Annotated in this window: 15 protein-coding genes and 2 pseudogenes; 13 read left to right on the plus strand and 4 right to left on the minus strand. The window is 42.8% G+C overall.

Features of this window, described 5'->3' with window-relative positions; translation table 11 throughout:
- Nucleotides 1–115 precede the first annotated feature (115 nt).
- The 13 genes from EHV15_RS36035 to EHV15_RS36095 all read left to right on the plus strand — a co-directional run bounded on the left by EHV15_RS36035 (nucleotide 116) and on the right by EHV15_RS36095 (nucleotide 16,988).
- Complete coding sequence (locus tag EHV15_RS36035) at nucleotides 116–385, plus strand: DUF1292 domain-containing protein (protein WP_128636077.1); 270 nt, start codon at nucleotides 116–118, stop codon at nucleotides 383–385.
- Between the two features lie 314 nt (nucleotides 386–699).
- Nucleotides 700–1,161 (plus strand): hypothetical protein, encoded by a 462-nt coding sequence (locus EHV15_RS36040; RefSeq protein ID WP_128636078.1) that lies wholly within the window; start codon nucleotides 700–702, stop codon nucleotides 1,159–1,161.
- A gap of 463 nt (nucleotides 1,162–1,624) precedes the next feature.
- The gene (locus EHV15_RS36045; RefSeq protein WP_128636079.1) at nucleotides 1,625–3,106 is read left to right on the plus strand and encodes an AAA family ATPase; all 1,482 of its coding nucleotides are present in this window, start codon (nucleotides 1,625–1,627) and stop codon (nucleotides 3,104–3,106) included.
- A gap of 71 nt (nucleotides 3,107–3,177) precedes the next feature.
- Nucleotides 3,178–5,253 (plus strand): hypothetical protein, encoded by a 2,076-nt coding sequence (locus EHV15_RS36050; RefSeq protein ID WP_128636080.1) that lies wholly within the window; start codon nucleotides 3,178–3,180, stop codon nucleotides 5,251–5,253.
- Between the two features lie 167 nt (nucleotides 5,254–5,420).
- Nucleotides 5,421–6,701 (plus strand): hypothetical protein, encoded by a 1,281-nt coding sequence (locus EHV15_RS36055; RefSeq protein ID WP_128636081.1) that lies wholly within the window; start codon nucleotides 5,421–5,423, stop codon nucleotides 6,699–6,701.
- Nucleotides 6,702–7,383: 682 nt separating this feature from the next.
- Nucleotides 7,384–8,865: a hypothetical protein gene (locus tag EHV15_RS36060; protein WP_128636082.1), complete on the plus strand. Its 1,482-nt coding sequence runs from the start codon at nucleotides 7,384–7,386 to the stop codon at nucleotides 8,863–8,865.
- An 813-nt stretch (nucleotides 8,866–9,678) separates the two neighbouring features.
- Nucleotides 9,679–11,031, plus strand: coding sequence for a CHC2 zinc finger domain-containing protein (locus EHV15_RS36065; RefSeq protein ID WP_128636083.1), 1,353 nt, complete (start codon nucleotides 9,679–9,681; stop codon nucleotides 11,029–11,031).
- 26 nt (nucleotides 11,032–11,057) lie between these two features.
- Nucleotides 11,058–11,537 (plus strand): single-stranded DNA-binding protein, encoded by a 480-nt coding sequence (ssb, locus tag EHV15_RS36070; protein ID WP_128636084.1) that lies wholly within the window; start codon nucleotides 11,058–11,060, stop codon nucleotides 11,535–11,537.
- Nucleotides 11,538–11,879: 342 nt separating this feature from the next.
- On the plus strand, nucleotides 11,880–12,164 hold the full coding sequence (rpsR, locus tag EHV15_RS36075; protein ID WP_023559051.1) for a 30S ribosomal protein S18: 285 nt from the start codon (nucleotides 11,880–11,882) through the stop codon (nucleotides 12,162–12,164).
- A gap of 214 nt (nucleotides 12,165–12,378) precedes the next feature.
- On the plus strand, nucleotides 12,379–13,527 hold the full coding sequence (locus EHV15_RS36080; RefSeq protein WP_246062132.1) for a tyrosine-type recombinase/integrase: 1,149 nt from the start codon (nucleotides 12,379–12,381) through the stop codon (nucleotides 13,525–13,527).
- Nucleotides 13,524–14,921: a tyrosine-type recombinase/integrase gene (locus EHV15_RS36085; protein ID WP_023559053.1), complete on the plus strand. Its 1,398-nt coding sequence runs from the start codon at nucleotides 13,524–13,526 to the stop codon at nucleotides 14,919–14,921. Before EHV15_RS36080 ends, EHV15_RS36085 begins: the two co-directional genes overlap by 4 nt.
- Nucleotides 14,914–16,545, plus strand: a complete 1,632-nt coding sequence (locus EHV15_RS36090) for a tyrosine-type recombinase/integrase (RefSeq protein WP_023559054.1) — start codon at nucleotides 14,914–14,916, stop codon at nucleotides 16,543–16,545. The genes EHV15_RS36085 and EHV15_RS36090 overlap by 8 nt, the downstream gene beginning before the upstream one ends.
- Entirely contained in the window at nucleotides 16,542–16,988 is a 447-nt protein-coding gene (locus EHV15_RS36095) for a DUF6262 family protein (protein ID WP_023559055.1), read from the plus strand. The genes EHV15_RS36090 and EHV15_RS36095 overlap by 4 nt, the downstream gene beginning before the upstream one ends.
- Before the next feature lie 300 nt (nucleotides 16,989–17,288).
- On the opposite strand, the gene EHV15_RS36100 is transcribed toward EHV15_RS36095, so the two are convergent.
- The 4 genes and pseudogenes from EHV15_RS36100 to EHV15_RS36115 all read right to left on the minus strand — a co-directional run.
- Entirely contained in the window at nucleotides 17,289–18,113 is an 825-nt protein-coding gene (locus EHV15_RS36100; RefSeq protein ID WP_128636085.1) for an ExeA family protein, read from the minus strand.
- Nucleotides 18,110–19,495: pseudogene (locus EHV15_RS36105) on the minus strand (transposase). The gene EHV15_RS36100 and the pseudogene EHV15_RS36105 overlap by 4 nt, the downstream one beginning before the upstream one ends.
- A gap of 102 nt (nucleotides 19,496–19,597) precedes the next feature.
- Nucleotides 19,598–20,416: a DUF6431 domain-containing protein gene (locus EHV15_RS36110; RefSeq protein WP_342774103.1), complete on the minus strand. Its 819-nt coding sequence runs from the start codon at nucleotides 20,414–20,416 to the stop codon at nucleotides 19,598–19,600.
- Nucleotides 20,417–20,642: 226 nt separating this feature from the next.
- Nucleotides 20,643–20,810, minus strand: a pseudogene (locus EHV15_RS36115) (manganese catalase family protein); the annotation flags it as partial.

Here is a 20,810-nt window from a genome sequence, read left to right on the forward strand (position 1 = left end):
CGTCTTTATAGTTGACAATTGAAACCTATTTATCTTAGAGTGAGATTATTATTAAAATTCGACCATAAAGCATGCGTGCTTTCTATATGCCAATAAAGAACGGGGACTGAAAAGAATGAGCTATGAAAATTTTCCTGTTGATCCAGTTGATCTAATTATCATTAGTGACAGTTTGGATAATCGGACTAAGTTGAAATATTTAAAGATGTTTTATATTAATACTCAAGGTTATGTCGCGGCTAGCACAGACGAATCCAGCTATAACTTGTTTAAAATCGTTGAGGTTAAGGAAGGAAAGTCTGAACTTCATGACATAAAGGATGATGCGGAATGGAACCAGGTCAACGAGTATTTACTGACTCATTACAAAGAAGTTCTCAGCTAAATTGCTTCAAAGCCTGCGCGAAATAGGGCTTTTTATTGTTTGATCGCTTATCAACTGTTTCTTTTTATGATATTATTTCTACATACGATATCTATTTTATTTCTCTTTGGTCCGGCCACACGGAAGGACCCGTTCTAACTTTTCATTCTCCGCATTTTTACGGAATATCTATGTTCAAAATCCATCTTTCTACTGATGTACCAATGTTTAATTGCTTATTTTTTTATGAGCCACAACATTGGTTTTTCTGTAGATAGGTGGTTTTTTTATTTTTAATCTAATCATCTATTTGAGTTTGAGGAGGAAAAATCAACATGAACCTAAAAAAAGTTCAAATGACTTGGGTCGAAGTGTTGAAGCTGCCGTCGCCGTTCAAGTTTGGAAAAGGTGCCGTTCGTGTCAATCGGTATGATAACACAAGAGTATATTTTGAATTTCCGGGTCAGGTTTCCGAAAATTTGAGAGAGATTTACCGGCAAATTAGAGTTTGGTTATTGAATTCCCGATGTGTTTCGATTCAGTTTACGTATGAGGGAACTATGCCAATTAAGGAGCTTACCCGATTAAAATTCACTCGTTCGTCTGACAAGATTTGGCGCATGCAACATGACCTTTTATCTGTTGTTGCCATACCTATAGATAATGCAGGAACTTGGATCTTGTCAATTGAGAACAGAACAGGTAAAAAAGGTGTCCCGGTCGATGCGTGTGATCTGCCAGCACTATTCTCGGTCCAGCTTTCCATTGATGCTGACGGGGAGGTGATTGGTTCATGACGATCCGGGTTGCAATTCTTGTGGACGAGAGCAACGCTAGGCATCATCTCTATTCGTGGCATCTGTCAACCTGACCCCTCCCACAGTAGCTTCAGGAAAAAGGCATAGATGTTCTTGTCGCTCTGGACGTCGTAGAATTTGCTCAAGACGACCTTCTCTTCGGACGCTCACCTCGTACCGGTATTGGAGAGAGCTAGAAGATGTTCGAAGGTTGTCACTATCATTAAGGATGGCTGGCCTGACAAGTGTATCCGTGAAAATGTAGATGGGGTTTTACCATGGAAACTGTTTGTTAGTTTGACCAATCAGAATAATCTATTTCCAAAGATAGCATAGGATTAGTGTATATTTGGGGATAAAAACAGAAGAGTAATGTTTCTGTCCAGAGAAGTCAAAGAAATTTCTAATGGGAAATTCTTTGACTTTTATATTTTTTTAATCATAAATTTGGAGGGTTTCGAATTTGGCAACTACCACTAAACGGATGAAAGTAAGCGGTACGGATATTACACCAATTCTATTGGCACAAGCTGTCCCGAAAATTCCAAGTAAAGTTAATCAAGTCGAACGTGCAGAGGTAGATCGCGATGACATTAAAGCTATTGCCTTACGTTTTCATTATGCCGGCCTACATGAACCTGGGTATATTATATCGGATGCGAACGGCACCAATTGCTATCATTATTGCGAAGCTTCTGCGAATGGTAATAATTGCAATCATTGGGTATATGCGGGGGCGGTAGCCCATGAACTTGGCATGGAACTAAAGAAAACTTACCACGCTAAGGACCCAAGCGATTATGAGCATTTAATCAGAGACTTTGTTGATTTCGAGGACATCTCATCGCAATTTGGAGTAGTTCCACCAATTCCTTCGGGAGGCACAGCAAGTACGGCTGCTTCATCAAGCGCAGCTCCTAGCACTGCTCCTGTGGTTTCCACAAAAACCGCTACTCCGATTACCAAAAAAAGGAACTGGAGCGAGGGGTACAATGAAGTTCTCGAATACCTGAAAGGAGAAGGAGTCACAGGTTCAATGCTCATGGAAATCGTTGAGCTGCGGAAGTCAATCTACGAAAATGTCCAACTGACGACGATGGCTACAGAACCGGTAAAGCCTGATTTGCCCTATATGGGTTCCTATGTCGGCCGTGCATTTCGGCATATTATTGCCGGCAAGGATCTGATCTTAATTGGTGACAAAGGTTGCGGCAAGGATACGCTTATCGCAACTATAGCATGGGTTCTTGGTTTGCCTGTATATTTGCAACCTGGCAATGCCAATGAAACCAAAGAAAGTATCGTAGGTGATCGTTCGTTTGCTAAGGGCGAAGTGTTCTTTGATCTTTCTCCTTTTGCCACGTCCGTTCAGTACGGTGGTATTTCGAACTATACCGAGCTAAACATGATTCCAGGACAAGTAACAGCTGTGTTTCATCCGGTGTTGGATGAAAATCGACAGCTCCCAACTCTAAAGGGTGCTATACCGAGACATAAACATCACCTTTTTATTGGTTCTATGAACGTCGGGGAACAGTATGCAGGAGTAAGCTTAACAAATGGTGCCTTGATGGACCGTTTTGCTATTTTGGAAATGCCATACTCCCTTGAGTTTAAAGAATTACTAATTCGAAAGTCGGGTTTAACCGATAACAAACCGCTCAAGTTCTTGGAGGATGTAAAAATGCAAATCGATGAGTTGATTGCCACGGAGGGAACCGGTGAACGTTCCAAGACCATTCGAGGTTATATTGACGCCGCCAAACACCTCAAAAAGTATGGCGTTAACCACAACAATAAAGTCGAAGCGGTCGAAGATTTTATTATCAATAAAACGGAGGATAAGATCGAAAAATTCAAAATGCGTGATCGTCTTCGTCAAAGTGTATTTCCTGATTTGCCGAAGACCAAAGAGGAAGAGGATTACGAAAACGGATCATTCTAAATCGTTTGGAGGGAGACAATTTGTCTTCCTCCTTTTTTACAATTTATTAAAACTATTGGAGGAGTTCATGTATGCCGCTGCCAGCCAATTTAATTCCATCACGGGAAGAAATAATAAAGGAAAGAGAACGGGAAAGGCTGCATCGTTACCTATTCATCAAGTTCGGACGAAAGAAGTTTGATATGTACTGGACGAATGAGGAAACCTCATTCACGGATTATTCTTCAATTTATGTAAAGTATCAACTTCAGACTCCGGCTCACCGTCTCTTTAATCTAGAAGAAATGAGGATGCTTAGGAAGGGGCATGCTCTCCATGAAAGAGGGCATATCGAATATGACGTCTCCGGAGTAACCTACAACTGGAGAATGAATAATGTTTCCGCCGATAAAAAGGATTGGGCGGCCAATTTTAAGTATCCGATGGGCTGGTTGAAATACTTCTCTGGCATCATGGTTGATGTGCGAATGGAAAACTTTGTGATCGTTGATCTGCCTGAAACAAAGCAGTATTTTGATTTCTGCAATTACAATTGGAGATTCGGGATTCGAGGAGAGCATGCAGGTGAAGATCGACTTTATGATTTCCGAGAGTGTCTTGCAAGCCGGGGATTTAATTTGACGGATATTCCCGAATGGCATCCGGAAGCGGTTGAATTGGTTGAGTCTGTGGAGAGTATGATTAGGGATGTTCAATTCAGCAGCTCGACACAAGAAGGCATGGACAATACTAGCCGAATAGTGAAAGAGGTATGGCCAACCTTGTATGAGTGGATGGTGCAAGATAGCCAGGAGGATAAGGAACCCGAAGAGAATGAATCTGGTCATGATAACTCGAACTGGGGGGACCCGGACGATGTTAAACAGAACTCGGATAGAGTAGTCATGAAGATTCAATTGACCAGAAAGAATGGGGAAGAAGATTCCGAAGGTAAGGGCAATGACAAATCTGAGGATGAAAATGAAGAATCCAAAGGAAATTCTTCGAAGAAGACCAATGGGGAACCTGAAGAGAACAGTAACTCTATTGAACAGAAGGGAGAATCACCTCATGATCCCAATGACGAGGATCAATCAGATGGAGAGTCGGGTACTGAGGGTGAGAATGAAGCCGAGGATTGCAAGAAACCAGACTTCAAGGGCATTCTTACAGCCATTTCGGCTGAGTTAAAAGCCGATGAAAAAGCTGCAGACGATGAAGTTGGACCTTACCTGGCCCAACTGGTTGACGTAAAAGTAGGCGATGAAAAGAAAGATCGGAAGGCTTATTCGGACAAAGTTGTTCTTATTCCTTATCATGGTCACGATTCATCTGCCTATGTCAATCTGAAAGAGCAGGTAAAGCGTCAAATCCAGCCTACTTCATCAACTTTAAAAAAGTTGCTTGATCCAACTCCAGACCAAAAATATACTAATCAGCGGTCTGGCCGCCTGAATGTTACTAAGGTATGGTCCGCATCGATAATGGATGATCCCAACGTATTCAACAGGCATGTAAAAGGGACACCTGCTCAAGAAGCACGTATTTTGGTCCTCGACGATATCTCGGGTTCGACCGGCGGTTGGGTTACTCCAGGAGTATGCCGCATCGATGCAATGAAGAAAGCCATGGTACTTCTTTCTGAAGCGACTGAAGCTGCAAAGATCCCAACGGCTGTCTATGCCTTCACCGAAGACCGCTACTCAGAAATCGATGGAAGGATCATGTATCCATTAACAGGCTCTGAAGATCCCAAAACCATTAAACTAGGAACCATCATTCACCCCCTTAAGCCTTATGGAAGATTAGGTAATGTGGAGAAAGGTTTCATTGGAGCTCTCGAACCTCAAAATGGGAATAGAGACACCCTTGCTCTTCAATGGGCTGTGGATGCATTAAAACCCTACCATGAAAGTATTCGGTTGTTGATTGTATTATCTGATGGTGAGCCGTGTTTTAGTGCGAATGAAGACGAGAACACGATGCGTTCGATCGTTCAGCAAGCTCAAAAGCAGGGAATCGATGTGCTGTGCTTATTTATCGGTCCAGAGCATTCTTTTCCTGCTGTTAAAAATATGTACCCCGGGGGTGCGATCTTTGTTTCCAAGAATTTGATCAGGGATCTTACCCAGCAAGTCATGCAAATAATCAAGAGGAGAAGAAAATAGGTTGACGAGCTGCACTAATTGCATTAACATTATCGTTAACTGAATAATCGAAAGCAGGAAGCACCTGCATGGACCCTCAATGGGATATCCATGTTATGGTGCTTCTTTTTTTGTTGATCATAGCTTTATAACTTCTATGAGATTACAATATAAAGGAGAAATGAGGAATGAAGGTGGATAAGGATATGTCAAAATTCAATGACCTCCTCTCCAATGAGATAGACGCCTTGGCAAAGAAAAAATTGGACATGCTCAACTACCGGATTGACGCCGAAAAGATTGATCGGATGATGGAAGCAGATCTTCAGCGGGTTGCAAAGGGGTTAATGAGCAGTAACCTGCATGAGTTGAAACCTGTACTCGAAAAGTTTCGGAATAAAGAAACCGAGTTGTTGAAACGTTTTTTAACCATTCAAGGATCTGGTCAAAACATAAGTGATATGGAACATCATGAGCAGATCCGTTATGACCTTATCACAAAAACGATTGAGATAGCGATTCAAATGAAGAGAGAGTACCGTAAACAGTACAATTCGCATATCCTTGAAAAAAACCTTATCCAAGGCGGTGTCTTTTTATCCGGAACTCCGCATGCAGCTACCATGAACAAACTTACCGGTGGCGACATCCTTGAGTTAGAAAGACGTGGATTCCGTCCGATGGTTTATAGAAATGACAATGGAGCTATTTTGAACTCCTACGACACAAGGGTGCTCATCGGATTATTCAAGTTGTGGCTCACCCAGGGTAAGAAAAAGCAGATCCAATTCGAATTTAAGGAACTTGCAGAAGCGATGGTAACCAAAACATCAGGCGGCGAGTATCGTTTAATATACGAGAGTCTCAAAAATATTGCAGCAACATGGGTTGAGTACAAAGAATACTTTGATCCTAATTCGTCGAATTTTTATTCGGCTACGATTAAGCATCGTCCAATAAAGAGTATGGCTTGGATCGCGCGGACGAAGGAAGAGGAGGGCGGAAAAGAACGTGCAGCCATCGTTTCCTTCCACGAAGAACTTCACGAGTCGCTCTTGGCCGGCAATTACGTTTTCATTAATATGGTGATTTATAACGAGTTGCCGACATCCTATGCCCGGTTGATCTACTTAAATATTCTTGACGCTATAGAGAGCGGAATAACCCAGTTTGAACTTGATACGTTGATTGATCACATCATACTAAAAGATGGGGATGATGAAGCGTTCAATCGAGCAAGAACGATTCGTACAATTGAAACCTCTTTCGGTCATCTCATGGATGCAGATGTTATCACTGACTTCAGCCTCAAAAAAACTGGTCGCAAGTTTACTCATATCAACTTTGTTCCTTCTGATTGGTTACAGGGACATAGAAATACTGCAACAGCGGAATTGGACACTTCGATTTCTTTACAAAGACCGGTCCAAATAACAATGCTTGAAGTGCCAGGTTTCAGTACCGCATAATCTCTACATAAAAAAATAGAAAACTGTGGAGTGGGTCTCATATACTTAAGAGGCCTTCTCCAAAAACAAGCATACATTTAGTTCCGCATTTCAGCATATTTTGAACTCCTTCACCTTATTAAACATACATTTTACTCCGTTCATAAACATACATTCTACTCCGCAAGTTTTTCATAGAATTCATTTTTGCGAAAAAAGGTCGAGAAAAATGAAATTTATTTTACTTTGTTCTAGGGAGTAAAATGTATGGTTTATTAGGGAGTAGAATGTATTTTTGTGGGAGTAGAATGTATTTTGGGCGGAGTAGAATGTATTTTTGTATAAAACATACATTCTACTCCGTCATTTATCATACATTCTACTCCGATTGACCGAAGTATTACTTAATGATAATGTCGAATTAAGACAAAAGGTGTGTGCATCTTTTTGTCTAAAGCAAAAACCTCCGTGTCACCGGAGGTTTCAGTTGGGCAGAATGTGTTCCAGACATTCTACCTAATTATTTTTTTGAGATCACCGTCACCAAAACAATAATCTCAATCCTAACCTTAAACCTCACGAAAAAAAATAGAGGTAGAAGGTCTGTTTTAGTTTTGTCTTCTAAAGAAATTATAGCAATCACCAATAACTAAGTCTATATAAATCGCATGATTTTCCGGATCTTTTAATGAAAGGAGGCCTAATGGTGACTGATGTAGTATTCGAATTTAAACAGCCAATTGGAGATAAGGATATTGCGTTGACTGACGGGTTTATAGATGCGTTATTCTCAATTTCCGAAAAGATTCATTCTAGCGAAAAGTTCAGAGTTCGCTCTAACGGATCAAGTCGATTGGTGTGGCATGTAACGGAAGCGGATTTGATGCTTATGGTTACACTTCATGTTTGTTTCAACTCGGAAGGAAAAATCCAGAATGTTTCAAGACATCAAATCTATCAGAAGCTTCACGAATTGTACGAAGATCCTTGCTGTGATGATCAATTCTACATCGCGTTTGAAAAATTTGTGAAATTGGGCCTCATCGAAGAGAAAGTATCTGGTGTAATAAGCGAATTTTCAATGAACCACTTTATCAATCCGGATACTAATAAAATTAGCCGGTTGGTTGTGGTTAACCCTTTTGTATTCAGTAAGCAATTCACAGATCTGCCTATTTCGGCTCAGAAATTTGTTTTTGATCTTCTTAGAAAGCAAGGGAATGAGAAGGGAAAAGAGGTCTTTTATTGGTTAGATAAGGGCAAGGGCATCCTGCAGCAGCTCCACAAAAAACATGTTTACGAATTAAAGAATATTCTGACGTTACTTTCTGAAACAATATTCAAAAATGTACCTTTGATCAAGTCCTGGAAAATTGAAGCCAAAACGGGGACTTCCCTACCTAAATTAACTGTTATCATAAATGAATCATTGACCAGTAGCTATGTTCCCGGGACTCATTATCGAGAGGTTATTCCAGGGAAAGGAACATACCGGCGAGTTATTAAACGACTCCAAAAGCTTCTTTCTGATAATATGATTGGTGAATTTGAATTTTTGAATAATGGAAGCGATTTTTATCAATTAGTTCACCTTCTTCGTGGAAAAAGCCATAAGTATATGGCTTATGTTGTCGATAAAATACGTGAGCTTTATGAAAAAAATCGAGTGTTTCCTAGCGACATAATAGACTTCATCAAAGATGAGTTACGTCATAAAGCAATGGTTACTTATCTTGAGATCGCAAAGCAAACAGGGGTATATAAGTTTATTTCCCCCAAAAAATTAGACGAATCTAGGTTGTTTGAGTTCGCGTCAGCTGCGAGTTTTTACAACCAAAGGCAATTTGCAGCAATATGCCTAAAGTCTTTAAGTAGGCTTGAGCGAAACTATACCCGGCCACCTGCTTATGATCATCGAGATTATGCAAAATCTGTGGAACTGGGACATTATCTTGATACTTTAACAATAAGAAAATACGCCTTTTCATTAGAGAAGTGTCCAGAACGTTATCACGAGCTCGAAATACAGGCTTTGGTTCGCATCGAGCAAGGAAACAACAGGGAAGAGGTAAGGGAGTGGCTCTTTAAAAAAATTGACCTGCTTCCAAAATGGACACTTGTCCCAGATGTACCTCTTAATTTTAAGTTGGAGGAATACCTCCTAACTGTACATTCTATCGCCTAGCCTTCTTTTTTAAGCCATTAAAAGAGGGCTATTCGTATTGATTTCAGGGGTATAGGTAATACCAGATTTATTGTGCGAAGATAAGCCAGACGTACCTCACAATGGCTCCAAAAAGTATGGATCGTTCAGATCCATTTTTTTTGTCCATTTTCGTATATATACAGAATAATATCTGTAGATAAAAGGAACTTCGATTTTACTTTAATCAGATAAAAGCAGAAGCTATTTTGTTGATAAAATGAACAATACTCATCTCAGCAATGAAATCATACAAAAACAGAATCTAGCATGTTAATATATGCTTCTGATTGTTAAGAAGTGTTCTCTGAATATGACATAGTTCTTATGATAAGGTGACCTTTCAAAATCTTTCTGTTTTTTTATGATGATATTTTTGATGTTCCTGTTTTTTTATCACTCTTCGGCAATAGTTTCTGTATTTTTTTGTTGATAATCCACAAATGCCTTTATTTTATACAGCAATTCAGAAGTCTAAGTAGTTCTTTTTTTATATCGATCATTTAATAAATAGTTTAATATAACTAGTTACAACTCTACTTCCCAATGACTTTATCAATCAGAACAATTGTGCTACAATGAATTCATAACCATTCTTATTTTTCTTTATGCCCTAGCATGCGCAAAAGGGCCATTCTAACACTAACTAATGCACTCCTCTTTCGAGTGACCAATCCCGTCTCTTTGAGACGATAATCCCTTATTTCAGGATTAGATCTGGTCATTGGAAAGGGCAGATGCATTTTTTTATGTCCTACAACCCAATAAACTATCGAAAAGGAGGAAATTGTTGGCATGGCAAAGTTCGTAAGTAAAGATACAGTGACTCAAGTGAAGAATGTCAGCGTTCATGACCTGGCCGTCGCTATGGGTCACAAAATCAAGAGTTCCGGCAACTCCTGGCAAATTTATTGTCCGAACCCAAACCACGGATATGAGAAAACGCCTGATACTTACATTTCCAAATCCAGAGGACATTTTAAATGTTTCGGCGGAGGAGGATGCGGGTGCCAAGGCGGGGACGCAATCACCTATTACTCATGGAGTACTTTTGGAGAATGGGACAAGGATAACAAGGAGCATTTTATTGATTGTGTCACAGGAGTAGCTGAAATCATGGGCATTCCTGTTGTTTATACTGATGGATCTGTATCTAACAATGAGCGTAGATCCATTATCCGGAATACACCACCACGACCGGTAATTGAAGATGTAGAACCTCAACCCGATGAGGTCTGCGATCGCGTTTACCGTCGTTTTTTATCTCTTTGCCCTATGTACGAGGAACATGTCCAAGAATGGCGTACAAAACGTCAGTATTCAGATGAAGAAATTGTTGCGATAGGGCTAAGGTCGATTCCCAGAGAATATTCTGAGGTCAATTCTATTATCCAAACGCTGTTAGCTGAAGGCTATTCTCTTGAACGAGTTCCTGGCTTTACTAAGAAGCTCCGAAGAAATGGGAACCCAATGAATGATCGGGATTGGTATTGGTCAATCTATCCGTCTGGGAAATACTTCATTCCAGTTCGTAATGAACTTGGCCAAATTGTTCGGATGAGAGTTTCAACAGGTCGGCCGGATAGTAAATACGCCTGGTTCTCTTCTCCACCAAACATTGAGTTTGAGTCTGATCCTTCTAAAATGCGAAAAGGCGGAGCTTCATCAGGGGCACCATTAAATATCGTTGCACCGTATCAGGTACTGCAAGCGTGGGAACCAGGTGTAGAAATTACATCATATTTTCGAGCAGACTTTGTTATAACTACGGAGGGGGAACACAAATCCCACATTTCTGCCAATAAGTTGAAGATATTACACGCTAGTATTCCAGGGTCCGGTAATTACAAAGGTGTCGTTCCTACCTTAAAACGGTGGGGAACTAAAAAGCTTGCAATTGCTATGGATATGGATGCATTGCTTGCACCGGAAAAAAAGGGAGGAAAGAATCAGTATGTTTTCAATCATCTTGTAGATTTTGCAAAGCAAGCTCTTGATGAAGAAGGCATTGAAGTTGTTATTTGGTGTTGGGACCCCAAACATGGTAAGGGATTGGACGATTTGCTGCTAGGTGGCCGAACACCAATTGAAATTGACCTTCGTACTAAAGAAAGAAGACCCGTTTCCCTCGCGTTATTATTAACTTAATTTACTATTAAGGAGATGAACTTATTATGTTGAATCGTGTTGTTCTGATCGGCCGTCTGACGAAAGACCCTGAACTTCGATACACCCCCTCTGGTGTTGCAGTTACTCAATTTACGCTTGCAGTTGACCGGCCGTTTACTAACGGCGGACAGAGAGAAGCCGATTTCATTCCAATCGTTTCTTGGCGACAGCTGGCAGAAACCTGCGCAAACTACCTTCGGAAAGGTAGATTAACTGCAGTTGAAGGGAGAATTCAAGTGCGTAACTACGAAAATAATGAAGGCAGGCGAGTGTATGTTACTGAAGTTATTGCCGATAATGTACGATTCCTTGAAAGCCAAAACAGTGGCAACTCTGCGCGTCGTGACGACGCACCTCCTCAAGGACGTTATGGCGGCGGCTACAGTGGTGAGGGTTACGGTTCAAGTGTGGGGAACAACCAAGACGACCCGTTTCAGGATGACGGCAAACCAATCGATATTTCAGATGACGACCTGCCATTTTAGAGAGCGTAACATCTGAGATCAGAAAATGCTTTAAGACCTCAGTAAAATCAAGGGGTTTTAAAGCATTTTAACTGTGTAATGGTAATCTTCATTTACGACCAGCATCCACGGTTTATTAAGATCGCGCGATGTTGAGTAAAGTGTGTAATACGTTATGACCGTCAATGTAGTCTAGTGATGATGACCATCCTTATTTCAAGATGTGGGTGTAGCCCCGTAGTGAGAAGTCGGGTGTGGGTAAGTCGTAAGACTTATCCACACCCAACTTTGAACTAGAGGATAGTCAGAAAAAACTTGGCACGTTAACCAATGTGCAATAATGAAGGGAACGAGAAAATAACAATGGCATTTGCACAAAGAAATGACGAAGAACGTGGTGAAAGAAAGTTTGCTCCACGTAGAGGTGGCAAAGGTAAACGTAGAAAAGTTTGCTACTTTACAGTCAATAAAATTACTCATATTGATTACAAAAATACGGAAGTTCTTAAAAAGTTCATTAGCGAACGTGGGAAGATTCTTCCTCGCCGTGTGACTGGAACAAGCGCAAAATATCAACGTGCATTAACAGTTGCAATTAAACGTGCTAGGGCGGTAGCGTTGCTTCCGTACACAACGGATAATATCTAGGAAAAAGGTGTGTTGGCCTTATGGCAACACACCTTTTTCTATGGCAGCACAAAAGAGTTCATTGAACCCGCGGCGGAAGAGCATTGCATGTGCGAATCGTTCCTTTTGTTTCTTGAGTTTACTCCGGAACTCAACTATGATAATTGACAATTAACTCTATAATAATAGATGATGGATGATATACACACTCAAGATCGGTAAAAGTGGGAAAACATTGGCTAAACATCATATAGGATTGATCTCGGTGGTGATGAATATGGGCAATCTGAAAATTGAAAAAACTTTCAATGAGGCCGGAAAACGAAATGTAGTAGTTGTGGATGAGGACTACAACATTGTCGAGGAAATAACATTGTTTCTTCACTATTTAAAAGAGAAGGGGCACTCTGAGAACACAATCGAAGGTTATAGTAGAGACTTAAAGGAATATTTCACTTGGTTAAACGAAGTGGGGCTTAAATTTTACGAGGTTAGGAAAGCGGATATGTTTTCTTGGCTTGAGTATTTGAAAACGAAAGTCGGAAAGACGGACAAAGAGAAATCTGCAAAGACAAAGAATAAGTATATGGCAACAATAGCCTCATTTTATCGATATTATGAAGTGATTGGGGGCTTTGTGACGGAGAACCCATTAACTTATAAAGATGATTCAAAAAACAGACATTTCCTAGTTCAGAAAGTTAGTCGTAAAGATATGGGTTTTAATTTCTTCCGAGTTAAAGAGAAAAAATCAGTTAAGGGTAAGCGTTTGACTCGGGAACAGGTTGAAAAGCTCTATCAAGGACTTGAGATGTTACAGTCAGATGAGAGCTTGAATGCCCGAAATCAGTTATTGTTCAGATTTCTTTATGAAACGGGTTGCCGGATTAGTGAGGCACTAGGTCTTCGTATAGGTGATTATGAGATTCAAACAAAAGTTGGGGTTATAAAGGTAAAAGAGCATGATCCACTATACCATAAAGACCACAACATCAAATCACTAGAAAGGGAAATACCCGTCAGCAGAGATATTGTCTTTGCCATAGAGGATTATATCTTGTATCATCGCCCTGATGATGGAAAACATCTTACGATATTTGTGAATCATGAAACCAGCCCTGGCCAATATATGATCCGCGATACGATAACAAAGCTCTTCAATAAGCTATCTGAACAAGTGGGTATTAAATGCACTCCTCACATGCTTAGGCACACCCATGGAACCGAACTCACCGAATCGGGATTTGATATGCGTTATGTCCAAAATAGGTTAGGTCATAATGATGTTAAGTCTACGAGTAAGTATCAACATTTGTCGCTTGAAGCGAAAACAACGGCATATGAAAGCTTCATGCGTCAGAGAAGGAGCGCGGAGTTGAATTGAGTAGAGCGTATATTTCAACAGTTGATACAAAAACTGATAGATGGGAGGTTCCGTATCAATCGAGTTATGGTGATAAATTATCTTTTGAATTTTCATATTTGCCAAATAAATGGTTCAAGAAAATACATAAGCAAATAACAATTGAATGCATGAGTCTAGGGAAGCCGAGCGTTGAAACACTGTATCGATATAATTATTCATTGAAACGGTTCTTTGAATTCGTGAAAGAATACAATTTGAAAATTATGGATTATGCCGATTTATCGCACCAAATCACTCAAATGTATATTTATTATTTACAACAGATTCAATTAGCAAACTCTACAAGATCGGTTGCTATGTCTGCACTAAAATGGGTAGTAGAACATGGGCAGTTTTTTGAGTATGATGGTTTTCCGGAGGGACAGGTTTTTGATGGAGATGAGTACCAAGCACTTAAGCAAGATGATGTTTTAAGGACAAGGTATATACCCGATAATGTAATGGAACAGATTGAAATAGCTTTAAAAAAGGAGAAAAACATCCTCTTGAAGTCTATTGTGGAGATCGGCATCGATTCGGGAATCAGGCTTTCAGAGGTTTTGGACCTAACCGAGGGGTGTATAACTGAAGATTTTACAGGAAAACCCGTATTGTATGTTTTCTCTCCGAAAAATAAGGCTGACAGATATATCCCCGTATCAAATCGAGTCAAACGGGCAGTTCAACTACTTGAACAATACTCAGAAGTGGCCAGGAAAGAACTTGCAACAAATTACATTTGTCTTTACTGGCAAAAACGGAATATACGGTACGCCAGACTGCTCCAAAAAATATTTCGAGATAAACTTTATCGGTTTGTCAAAAAGCATGATATCAGAGATAACGATGGCGAATTATACCCATTAACCTTTCACGCATTTAGGCATACGCTTGGAACGGACATGCTAAATAAGGGCATGAGCATGTTTGAAATTCAAGAATATTTAGGTCACGAATCATTGCACTCCACAAGCTTATATGCAAAAGTCAAAAATCCAAAAGTTGAAAGCGAATATAAAAAGCTTGGATTTATCGGCATGATAGTCAAGGAAATCAGTGATAAGGAACTTGGTCAAGGAAAGAATCTCGACACGGAAACGCTATTGTCTGCTTCATTGCCTGATGGGGCTTGTCAGAAGCCGATAAATAATGAGGGCAAGATATGCTCTAAATTTAATATGTGCGTGATCTGTCCTAAGTTTATCACGACTCCCGAACACTTACCAATTCATAAAGACCATTTGGATCGTCTCAGAGCCAACAGAGAGGCATATATGGCTCAGGAGTACATCGGTACGACGAATCATCTTGAGACTGTTGAATACGCCTTAGAAACGATTATAGGGCGTTTGGAGGCGATGCTGAGTGGTTGAAAGTATAAAGCTTCAATTGTTTGATTACAACCCCCTAATACCCCAATTAGATTTCCGCTGCGGTAATAGTAAATTCTCAGACAATGTATGGGATTTTAACGGATTTATTAATGTAGAGCATTTGTCTGGCAAGAGGCTTATGATTGATTTTGAATTTGTTGTTGATAAGCCCAAAATGCTAGAAGTAATAAAATGGTTTATGCATCATGAGTTAACCACGGGCAAGTTTTCAACTGCCAAACGAAATTTAGACGGTGTTGTTCGATTTTCTAAATTTATAAAAGAATATGCGCCGGAAGTGGAGTCGTTTTCAGAAATTGATCAGAGTTTATTGGAGAAGTATTTTACGTATTTGCCTGAAGCGAAAAGCGAGACAAGTGGTCAGTCAATAAGCTCTGTTTCAATCAAGAAAAGTGCATTGGCGTTAAAAGAAATCTTATTAAAGGGAAATATTAAAGGCTGGGATGTTCCAAAAGATGTTCGATTTGTTCAGGGCATGTACAATGAGCTCATTATTAATAACAAAGCGTTAAAGAAGGATGCCAAGCAAGCAGAGCAAGTAAACATTGATAAAATATCGGACGAACAGTTGATCGATCGGATATTGCGTAAAGCAGTAAGTGATTTAGATATGGACGAAAATATACTTGTTGCAGCTAGCGTAGTAGTTGGATTGCAGCTTGGACTTCGCATTAGCGAAATCATTACGATGTATAATGCCTCCATTGAGCCAATTGGCGGAGAAACAAAATTAGTATACAACACCGGTAAACTGCAAGCCGAACCTACGAGGGTGTATAAACCAGCGAATGCCCTTGTCGTACAAGCCATTACGAAAGTTGAAAAATACACGGATCCGTTAAGAAAAGAATCGGGCTTACCGTATTTATTTCTTAATCGAATACGTAATGTCAAAGGATATCCCGTGGGTATAGTTTCCCATGCAAATTGGTCAAAGAATTTTCTAAGACCCTGGCTTCAAAAACACAATCTCCGATATAAAAATGGAGATATTGCTGATTTTTCATCTCATACATTCCGCCACGCTTGCGCTACGTATGCTTTAAAAGGCGGGGCCTCTCTGGAAACCATACGGGAATTGTTAAATCACAAGTCCATTAGAGGTACACAGCACTATACACACCTGCTTCAAGAGGATGTAAGGAACAAGTTCGCGAAAGTATTCAATGAAGGCGCAGTTCTTGTTGGTAAGCAGGCTCTTCAAATAAAAGAAAAACTTAAAGTAAATAACCCATTCAAAGGAAAGACCATCGAACAAGTTGATAAATTGCGTAAAGCGCATAAGATTCAAATTTTGTCACATGGACTTTGTCTTCACCATCCAATGCGAAATGAACCTTGTGAAGGCGACGGGGTATGTTTAGGATGCCGCAATTTTTTGACTACTCCGGACTTTCTTGAAGTTCATAAAGGCCGGTTGAAAAAAATTCGTAGCGAATTGGCATCTGCACCTGCTGGGGGTCCTTATGAGAACAAGTTAAAGACAATTGAAAAATACCTCGTAGGAATTATTGATGAGTTGGAAACCCAGGTGAATTATTCCGGAATTGATAATCATTCAGATTACAATATCACACCAAGCGAATGGGAGGGAATGGCATGAGTGACCCTTCTAAAGAAAATAAACTCGTTACACTGGAGCGTATCGAACAAGCAATAACAAACCTCCGAAAAGGGAAGAAAAAACTGTCCATATCAGCGATTGCTAAAAAAGCTGGCATTGAGCGAAAGACGATCTATAATCGTCCTGATCTTAAGGAACGCTGTGATCAAGCCATTTTGCTGCAGATGGAAATTGAAAAAGGGGCAGAAGAAATTGCAGCTACTGCAATCGAAACGTCAACCAGACCAAGCGGTAAAAGATTGCTTGAGAATCGGTATGAAAAAGTTAAGCAGGCGCTTCAGAATGAGAAGGAAAAGAACGAGAAACTTCTGGAAATATGCAGAAAACATGTCATAGAGAAAGCACAACTAAAATCTCGTATCGAATATTTAGAAAATAAAATTCAAGAACTAAGGGAGAGACAATTGAAACCATTCCAATAAAGGCTTGTGCTTGACCACCACTATGTGACGAGCCGCACGCTGGGAGTCGCGCACGGCCAATAGAAATAAATAAAGGTTTCGTATACATGCCATATGTAAGCAGCAACTCTTGCCCGTATAGTGTTGCCGCTCACGTAAAATGGCGGCGTGAATCTTACCGACAATGACGGTAGATATGTAACGTCAACCCGCCAGGCAGGTGAGAAGTGTATCGCCATTCAATAGACGAAGCGTACGCCAATCTCTGTGAATAAGAGACGGCATACGCCAATTCATGTGCATATAGGGGATAAGGGCGAATTAATTCGTGAGGCCTCGCTGCCGATCCATGTCCGCGAGCACGCGAACGACATCACTTTCTTCAACAACCTCGAGATTTCGGGCGGTGGCATCGAGCAGGATCTGCGTGCAAATTTGGTTCACGACTCGTGGAAGTCCCTGGCTTGCTGCGAATATACGGCCGAGTGCGCTTTCGGCAAAAACAGGCTTCTCCGTTTTGCTTACGGTCATGTGGTGACGGATATAGGCGCTCGTTTCATCCTTGTTCATGCCGCCCAGATGGTACTGCATCCCGATGCGCTGGAGGGTCGCTTCATACTTTTTGAGCCGGAGCAACTTGCGAAGCTCAGGTTGGCCGACAAGGATGAGCGGAAACAGAGCCGCGGAGTCCATGTTGTAGTTAAGAGCGAATCGCAGCTCCAGCAGCATCGCTTCGCTCATTTCATGTGCCTCGTCAATAATGACGGCTAACGTTTTTTCTCCTGGCGCAGACCGGCTGCGCACCACCTCTTGCCAGAGCTTTCGCGCCTTGGACACCGTGTAAACCGGCTCTACGCCCACAGCTTCAAGCAGTCCAGCATAAAATTCACGCGGTTTCAGATTGGCGCAACACAGATAGATCGGCAAGTACGTCATCGGATCAAGCGAAGCGAACAAACGCCGGATCAGGGTGGATTTGCCGCCGCCCACCTCGCCCGTTAATACGCCGAGTGTTCGGTGCTTAATCATCAGGTCCAATCGGGCGGCTGCTTCCTTATGCCCGCTGAACGCATAACAGAGCATCGGATCGAGCTCTTTGCTAAAGGGCCTTTGCGGCGTGGGAGGGGCTTGCGAGACCGAATTCATGGCGTATCATCCCCTTCCACCGTGGCATAAGAGACAGGCTCGCTTGTCCACTGCGCTTGCCGCTTCTGTTCCGCCAGTTCCAGGAAGGCCACTTGCCCGTCCGGTTCCACGACAAGTGAAGAGGTCGTCTCTGGCTTTACTCGGCGGTCGTAGGGACGAGCTAAATCGACGACAGTGGCATCGGCGTACCTCTTGTCCTCATACCAGACCTGAATGGCACTTAGTTCAAAGGGGTCATAACGAAGCACCACACGCTTTCTGCACAGCTCAAGATCGACCTCATACGTGTTGCCATCGAGACTGACGCAGCCGGTTTTGTCGGCGGTTCGCTGCTCTTCCCAGAGGAAGATCTCCGTCAGTTCCGCTAGCGTTTTGCGCCGCATCTCCCGCTTACAAGAGGAAAGCCGCGCTTTGGGAGATTGCTTGGTAGAGCCATGCTCCCGAGTATGGTAGTATCCGTCCAGCCATGCGGCGAGCGCGGCATTAAGCTCGGCGAGCGTCGTTAGTCGCCCTTGCTCAATCAGCGCGTAAGCTTCCGGCTTGAAGCTGGTATCAATAAAACGGAACCAGCGTTCAATTTTACCGCGACCAGCAGGGCGTCGGACGGTACTGTGCGAAAGCTGAACGCCCAGCTTGCCGCAGATGCGCACCAGATGATGGGAAGAAAACGCAGAGCCGTTATCGCAGTAGAATTGAGAAGGAATTCCATGTTTTAAAATCGCCTTCTTGAGACTGTCCTCCATACGCGGCAGCTTTTCATCCCAATAGAACTCGGCATGGACAATGTAGCGGCTGTAGTCGTCCAGGATCGCGAAGAGGATGGCTTTCTTTCGTTTCTTCGGGTCTTTCGGGTCGGGCAAATAGAGCGTGTGCTGAAAGTCGAATTGCCAACTTAAATGAGCATCCTCAGCTTCGAATCGCCGAAACCCTTTCTCCGTGCTCTCTACGAGCAACTCTTTGCGGCTTGCGCCAGCCTTTCTAAGATGACGGGAGAGTGTGCTTGCGGCAACCGTACCAGCCTCGGCCTGACCGCTTTCCTCAAGCAGAAAGATGATCTGCTCGACGCTGCGCTCAGGACGCTCTTTGCGTAGGCGAATCGCCTCTTGAAGTACCGCTGGCGGGATGCACAGATTGGTTTTCCGGATGCGGGCTTTCGGCTTCAGGCCGTTCCACTCGCCCCTCCGGTACTGGTTCAGCCAGCGTTCGAGTGAACGCACGCTTACCTGAGTTTTCGTGCTGCCGGGAATGTGGTAGACCTACGAAGCGGCCTGCTTCAAATAAGCCTTGAGCTCACCGGGCGCAAGCGGCGTTTGCCGACTGACTACGGGTGCGATCAGGCTGTAGCGAAAAGCGGCCATTTGTTCCTGCAAGGACGAATCCATATGGGCGTTGCCTCCTTTGGAGATGAAATAGGGCGCTAAAATCCCCTTGCCTCCATTGTGAGACACCGCCAATCGATGCGACAGGACAGGCTATGTGGTATTTTATCCGTGCGCCGTCACCGTCATGGAGAAGTGGAGGCGATTCAGGCCGTGAAGGAACCGGATGTTCCGAAGCTCCGGAATCCGCTCCCGAATGATCGTCCATGCGGTGTGCAGGGTGTTCCAGAGGGATGACGAGCGTGGAAGTGCGAGATGTGGTGCCCGGGCGAGTATCCATGCCCACAAGCCGGACTCGAGCTGCGCGAGCCGCTGGTTCCAGCCTCGAATCAGGCTGGCAATGGCACGCTCATCGAGGCTGCCGCAAGGCAGAGCCCCCGCCTGCTCTGCGACCTGCTCCACTGTAGCCCCTTGATGAGCCGCTCCGACCAGTTCTTCTTGAAGGTCTAGCGCCATCTGCCTATACGGCTCAAGGAAAGCGGGAATGACGGAATGAACGTATCCGCAATCTGGACAACGAAACCGGAAGATGTAGATCTTCTCTGAGCAAGTAAGCGTCATCACGATCCGCTCATAATGGCTGTGGCGATGAAGCTTCCGCTTACTCTGACAACACTTCGGGCATCGCTTGGGGCGGTCATCTTCCGGTATCCCATGTTTGCTGACAAGCGCCAGGTAGTGCATAAGATCTTGATGCCATGTGGGCAAGGGCGATTGCTGGAACTCGGCCCTGCATGCTGAAACAACTTCACTGCAGCAGGGACAGCGGTAGCCGCCCTTACCTACTCGGATCGTCATGTCATGTAAACGAATAAGCCCACCGTGGCGCTGCAATCGGCTATGCTCTAAACAGACGGTGATGCGCTCCGGTGCCGCAGCCCCCTCCAGAACGGACAGAGACTTTACAACTCTCTTCTTTTTCATTAAGCTTAATTCAAGCGAAAGCTGGGGAAAGGAAGTCGGGGCGGCAACCCATAACGTCTTCCTTTTTTATTTGGTCGCTTTCGCAGCTCCTTGGACAATGAATGGCGGTACAGCCTTCGGCTGCACACGCCATTCATTGTCCCTCATTACCGTCAGCACTGGCAAGAAAAAGCCGCTCGATTCCCGACAGGGAAACTGAGCGGCGACAGTATAGGAACGCAACACATTACAATCCGGCGAGCTTTTGCAGCCGTTGGGCAATCTGCATAAAATCCTCATTCGAGATGCCAGGGGCAAATTGTTCCGGCACTTCTTCAAGATCGGGCACTTCCCCTCCTTGGGGAACTCCTCTGACGACTTCCAATCGCTCTCCGTCGGAAGGGTGGGATCCTTT

This window comes from Paenibacillus oralis, from assembly GCF_003863965.1.
GTDB classification, from domain to species: domain Bacteria; phylum Bacillota; class Bacilli; order Paenibacillales; family Paenibacillaceae; genus Fontibacillus; species Fontibacillus oralis.

Coding starts and splice junctions, on each gene's coding strand:
- EHV15_RS36035 (WP_128636077.1), top strand. CDS start 116: ATGAGCTATGAAAATTTTCCTGTTGATCCAGTTGATCTAATTATCATT.
- EHV15_RS36040 (WP_128636078.1), top strand. CDS start 700: ATGAACCTAAAAAAAGTTCAAATGACTTGGGTCGAAGTGTTGAAGCTG.
- EHV15_RS36050 (WP_128636080.1), top strand. CDS start 3,178: ATGCCGCTGCCAGCCAATTTAATTCCATCACGGGAAGAAATAATAAAG.
- EHV15_RS36055 (WP_128636081.1), top strand. CDS start 5,421: ATGAAGGTGGATAAGGATATGTCAAAATTCAATGACCTCCTCTCCAAT.
- EHV15_RS36060 (WP_128636082.1), top strand. CDS start 7,384: ATGGTGACTGATGTAGTATTCGAATTTAAACAGCCAATTGGAGATAAG.
- EHV15_RS36065 (WP_128636083.1), top strand. CDS start 9,679: ATGGCAAAGTTCGTAAGTAAAGATACAGTGACTCAAGTGAAGAATGTC.
- ssb (WP_128636084.1), top strand. CDS start 11,058: ATGTTGAATCGTGTTGTTCTGATCGGCCGTCTGACGAAAGACCCTGAA.
- rpsR (WP_023559051.1), top strand. CDS start 11,880: ATGGCATTTGCACAAAGAAATGACGAAGAACGTGGTGAAAGAAAGTTT.
- EHV15_RS36095 (WP_023559055.1), top strand. CDS start 16,542: ATGAGTGACCCTTCTAAAGAAAATAAACTCGTTACACTGGAGCGTATC.
- EHV15_RS36100 (WP_128636085.1), bottom strand. CDS start 18,113: ATGAATTCGGTCTCGCAAGCCCCTCCCACGCCGCAAAGGCCCTTTAGC.
- EHV15_RS36110 (WP_342774103.1), bottom strand. CDS start 20,416: ATGAAAAAGAAGAGAGTTGTAAAGTCTCTGTCCGTTCTGGAGGGGGCT.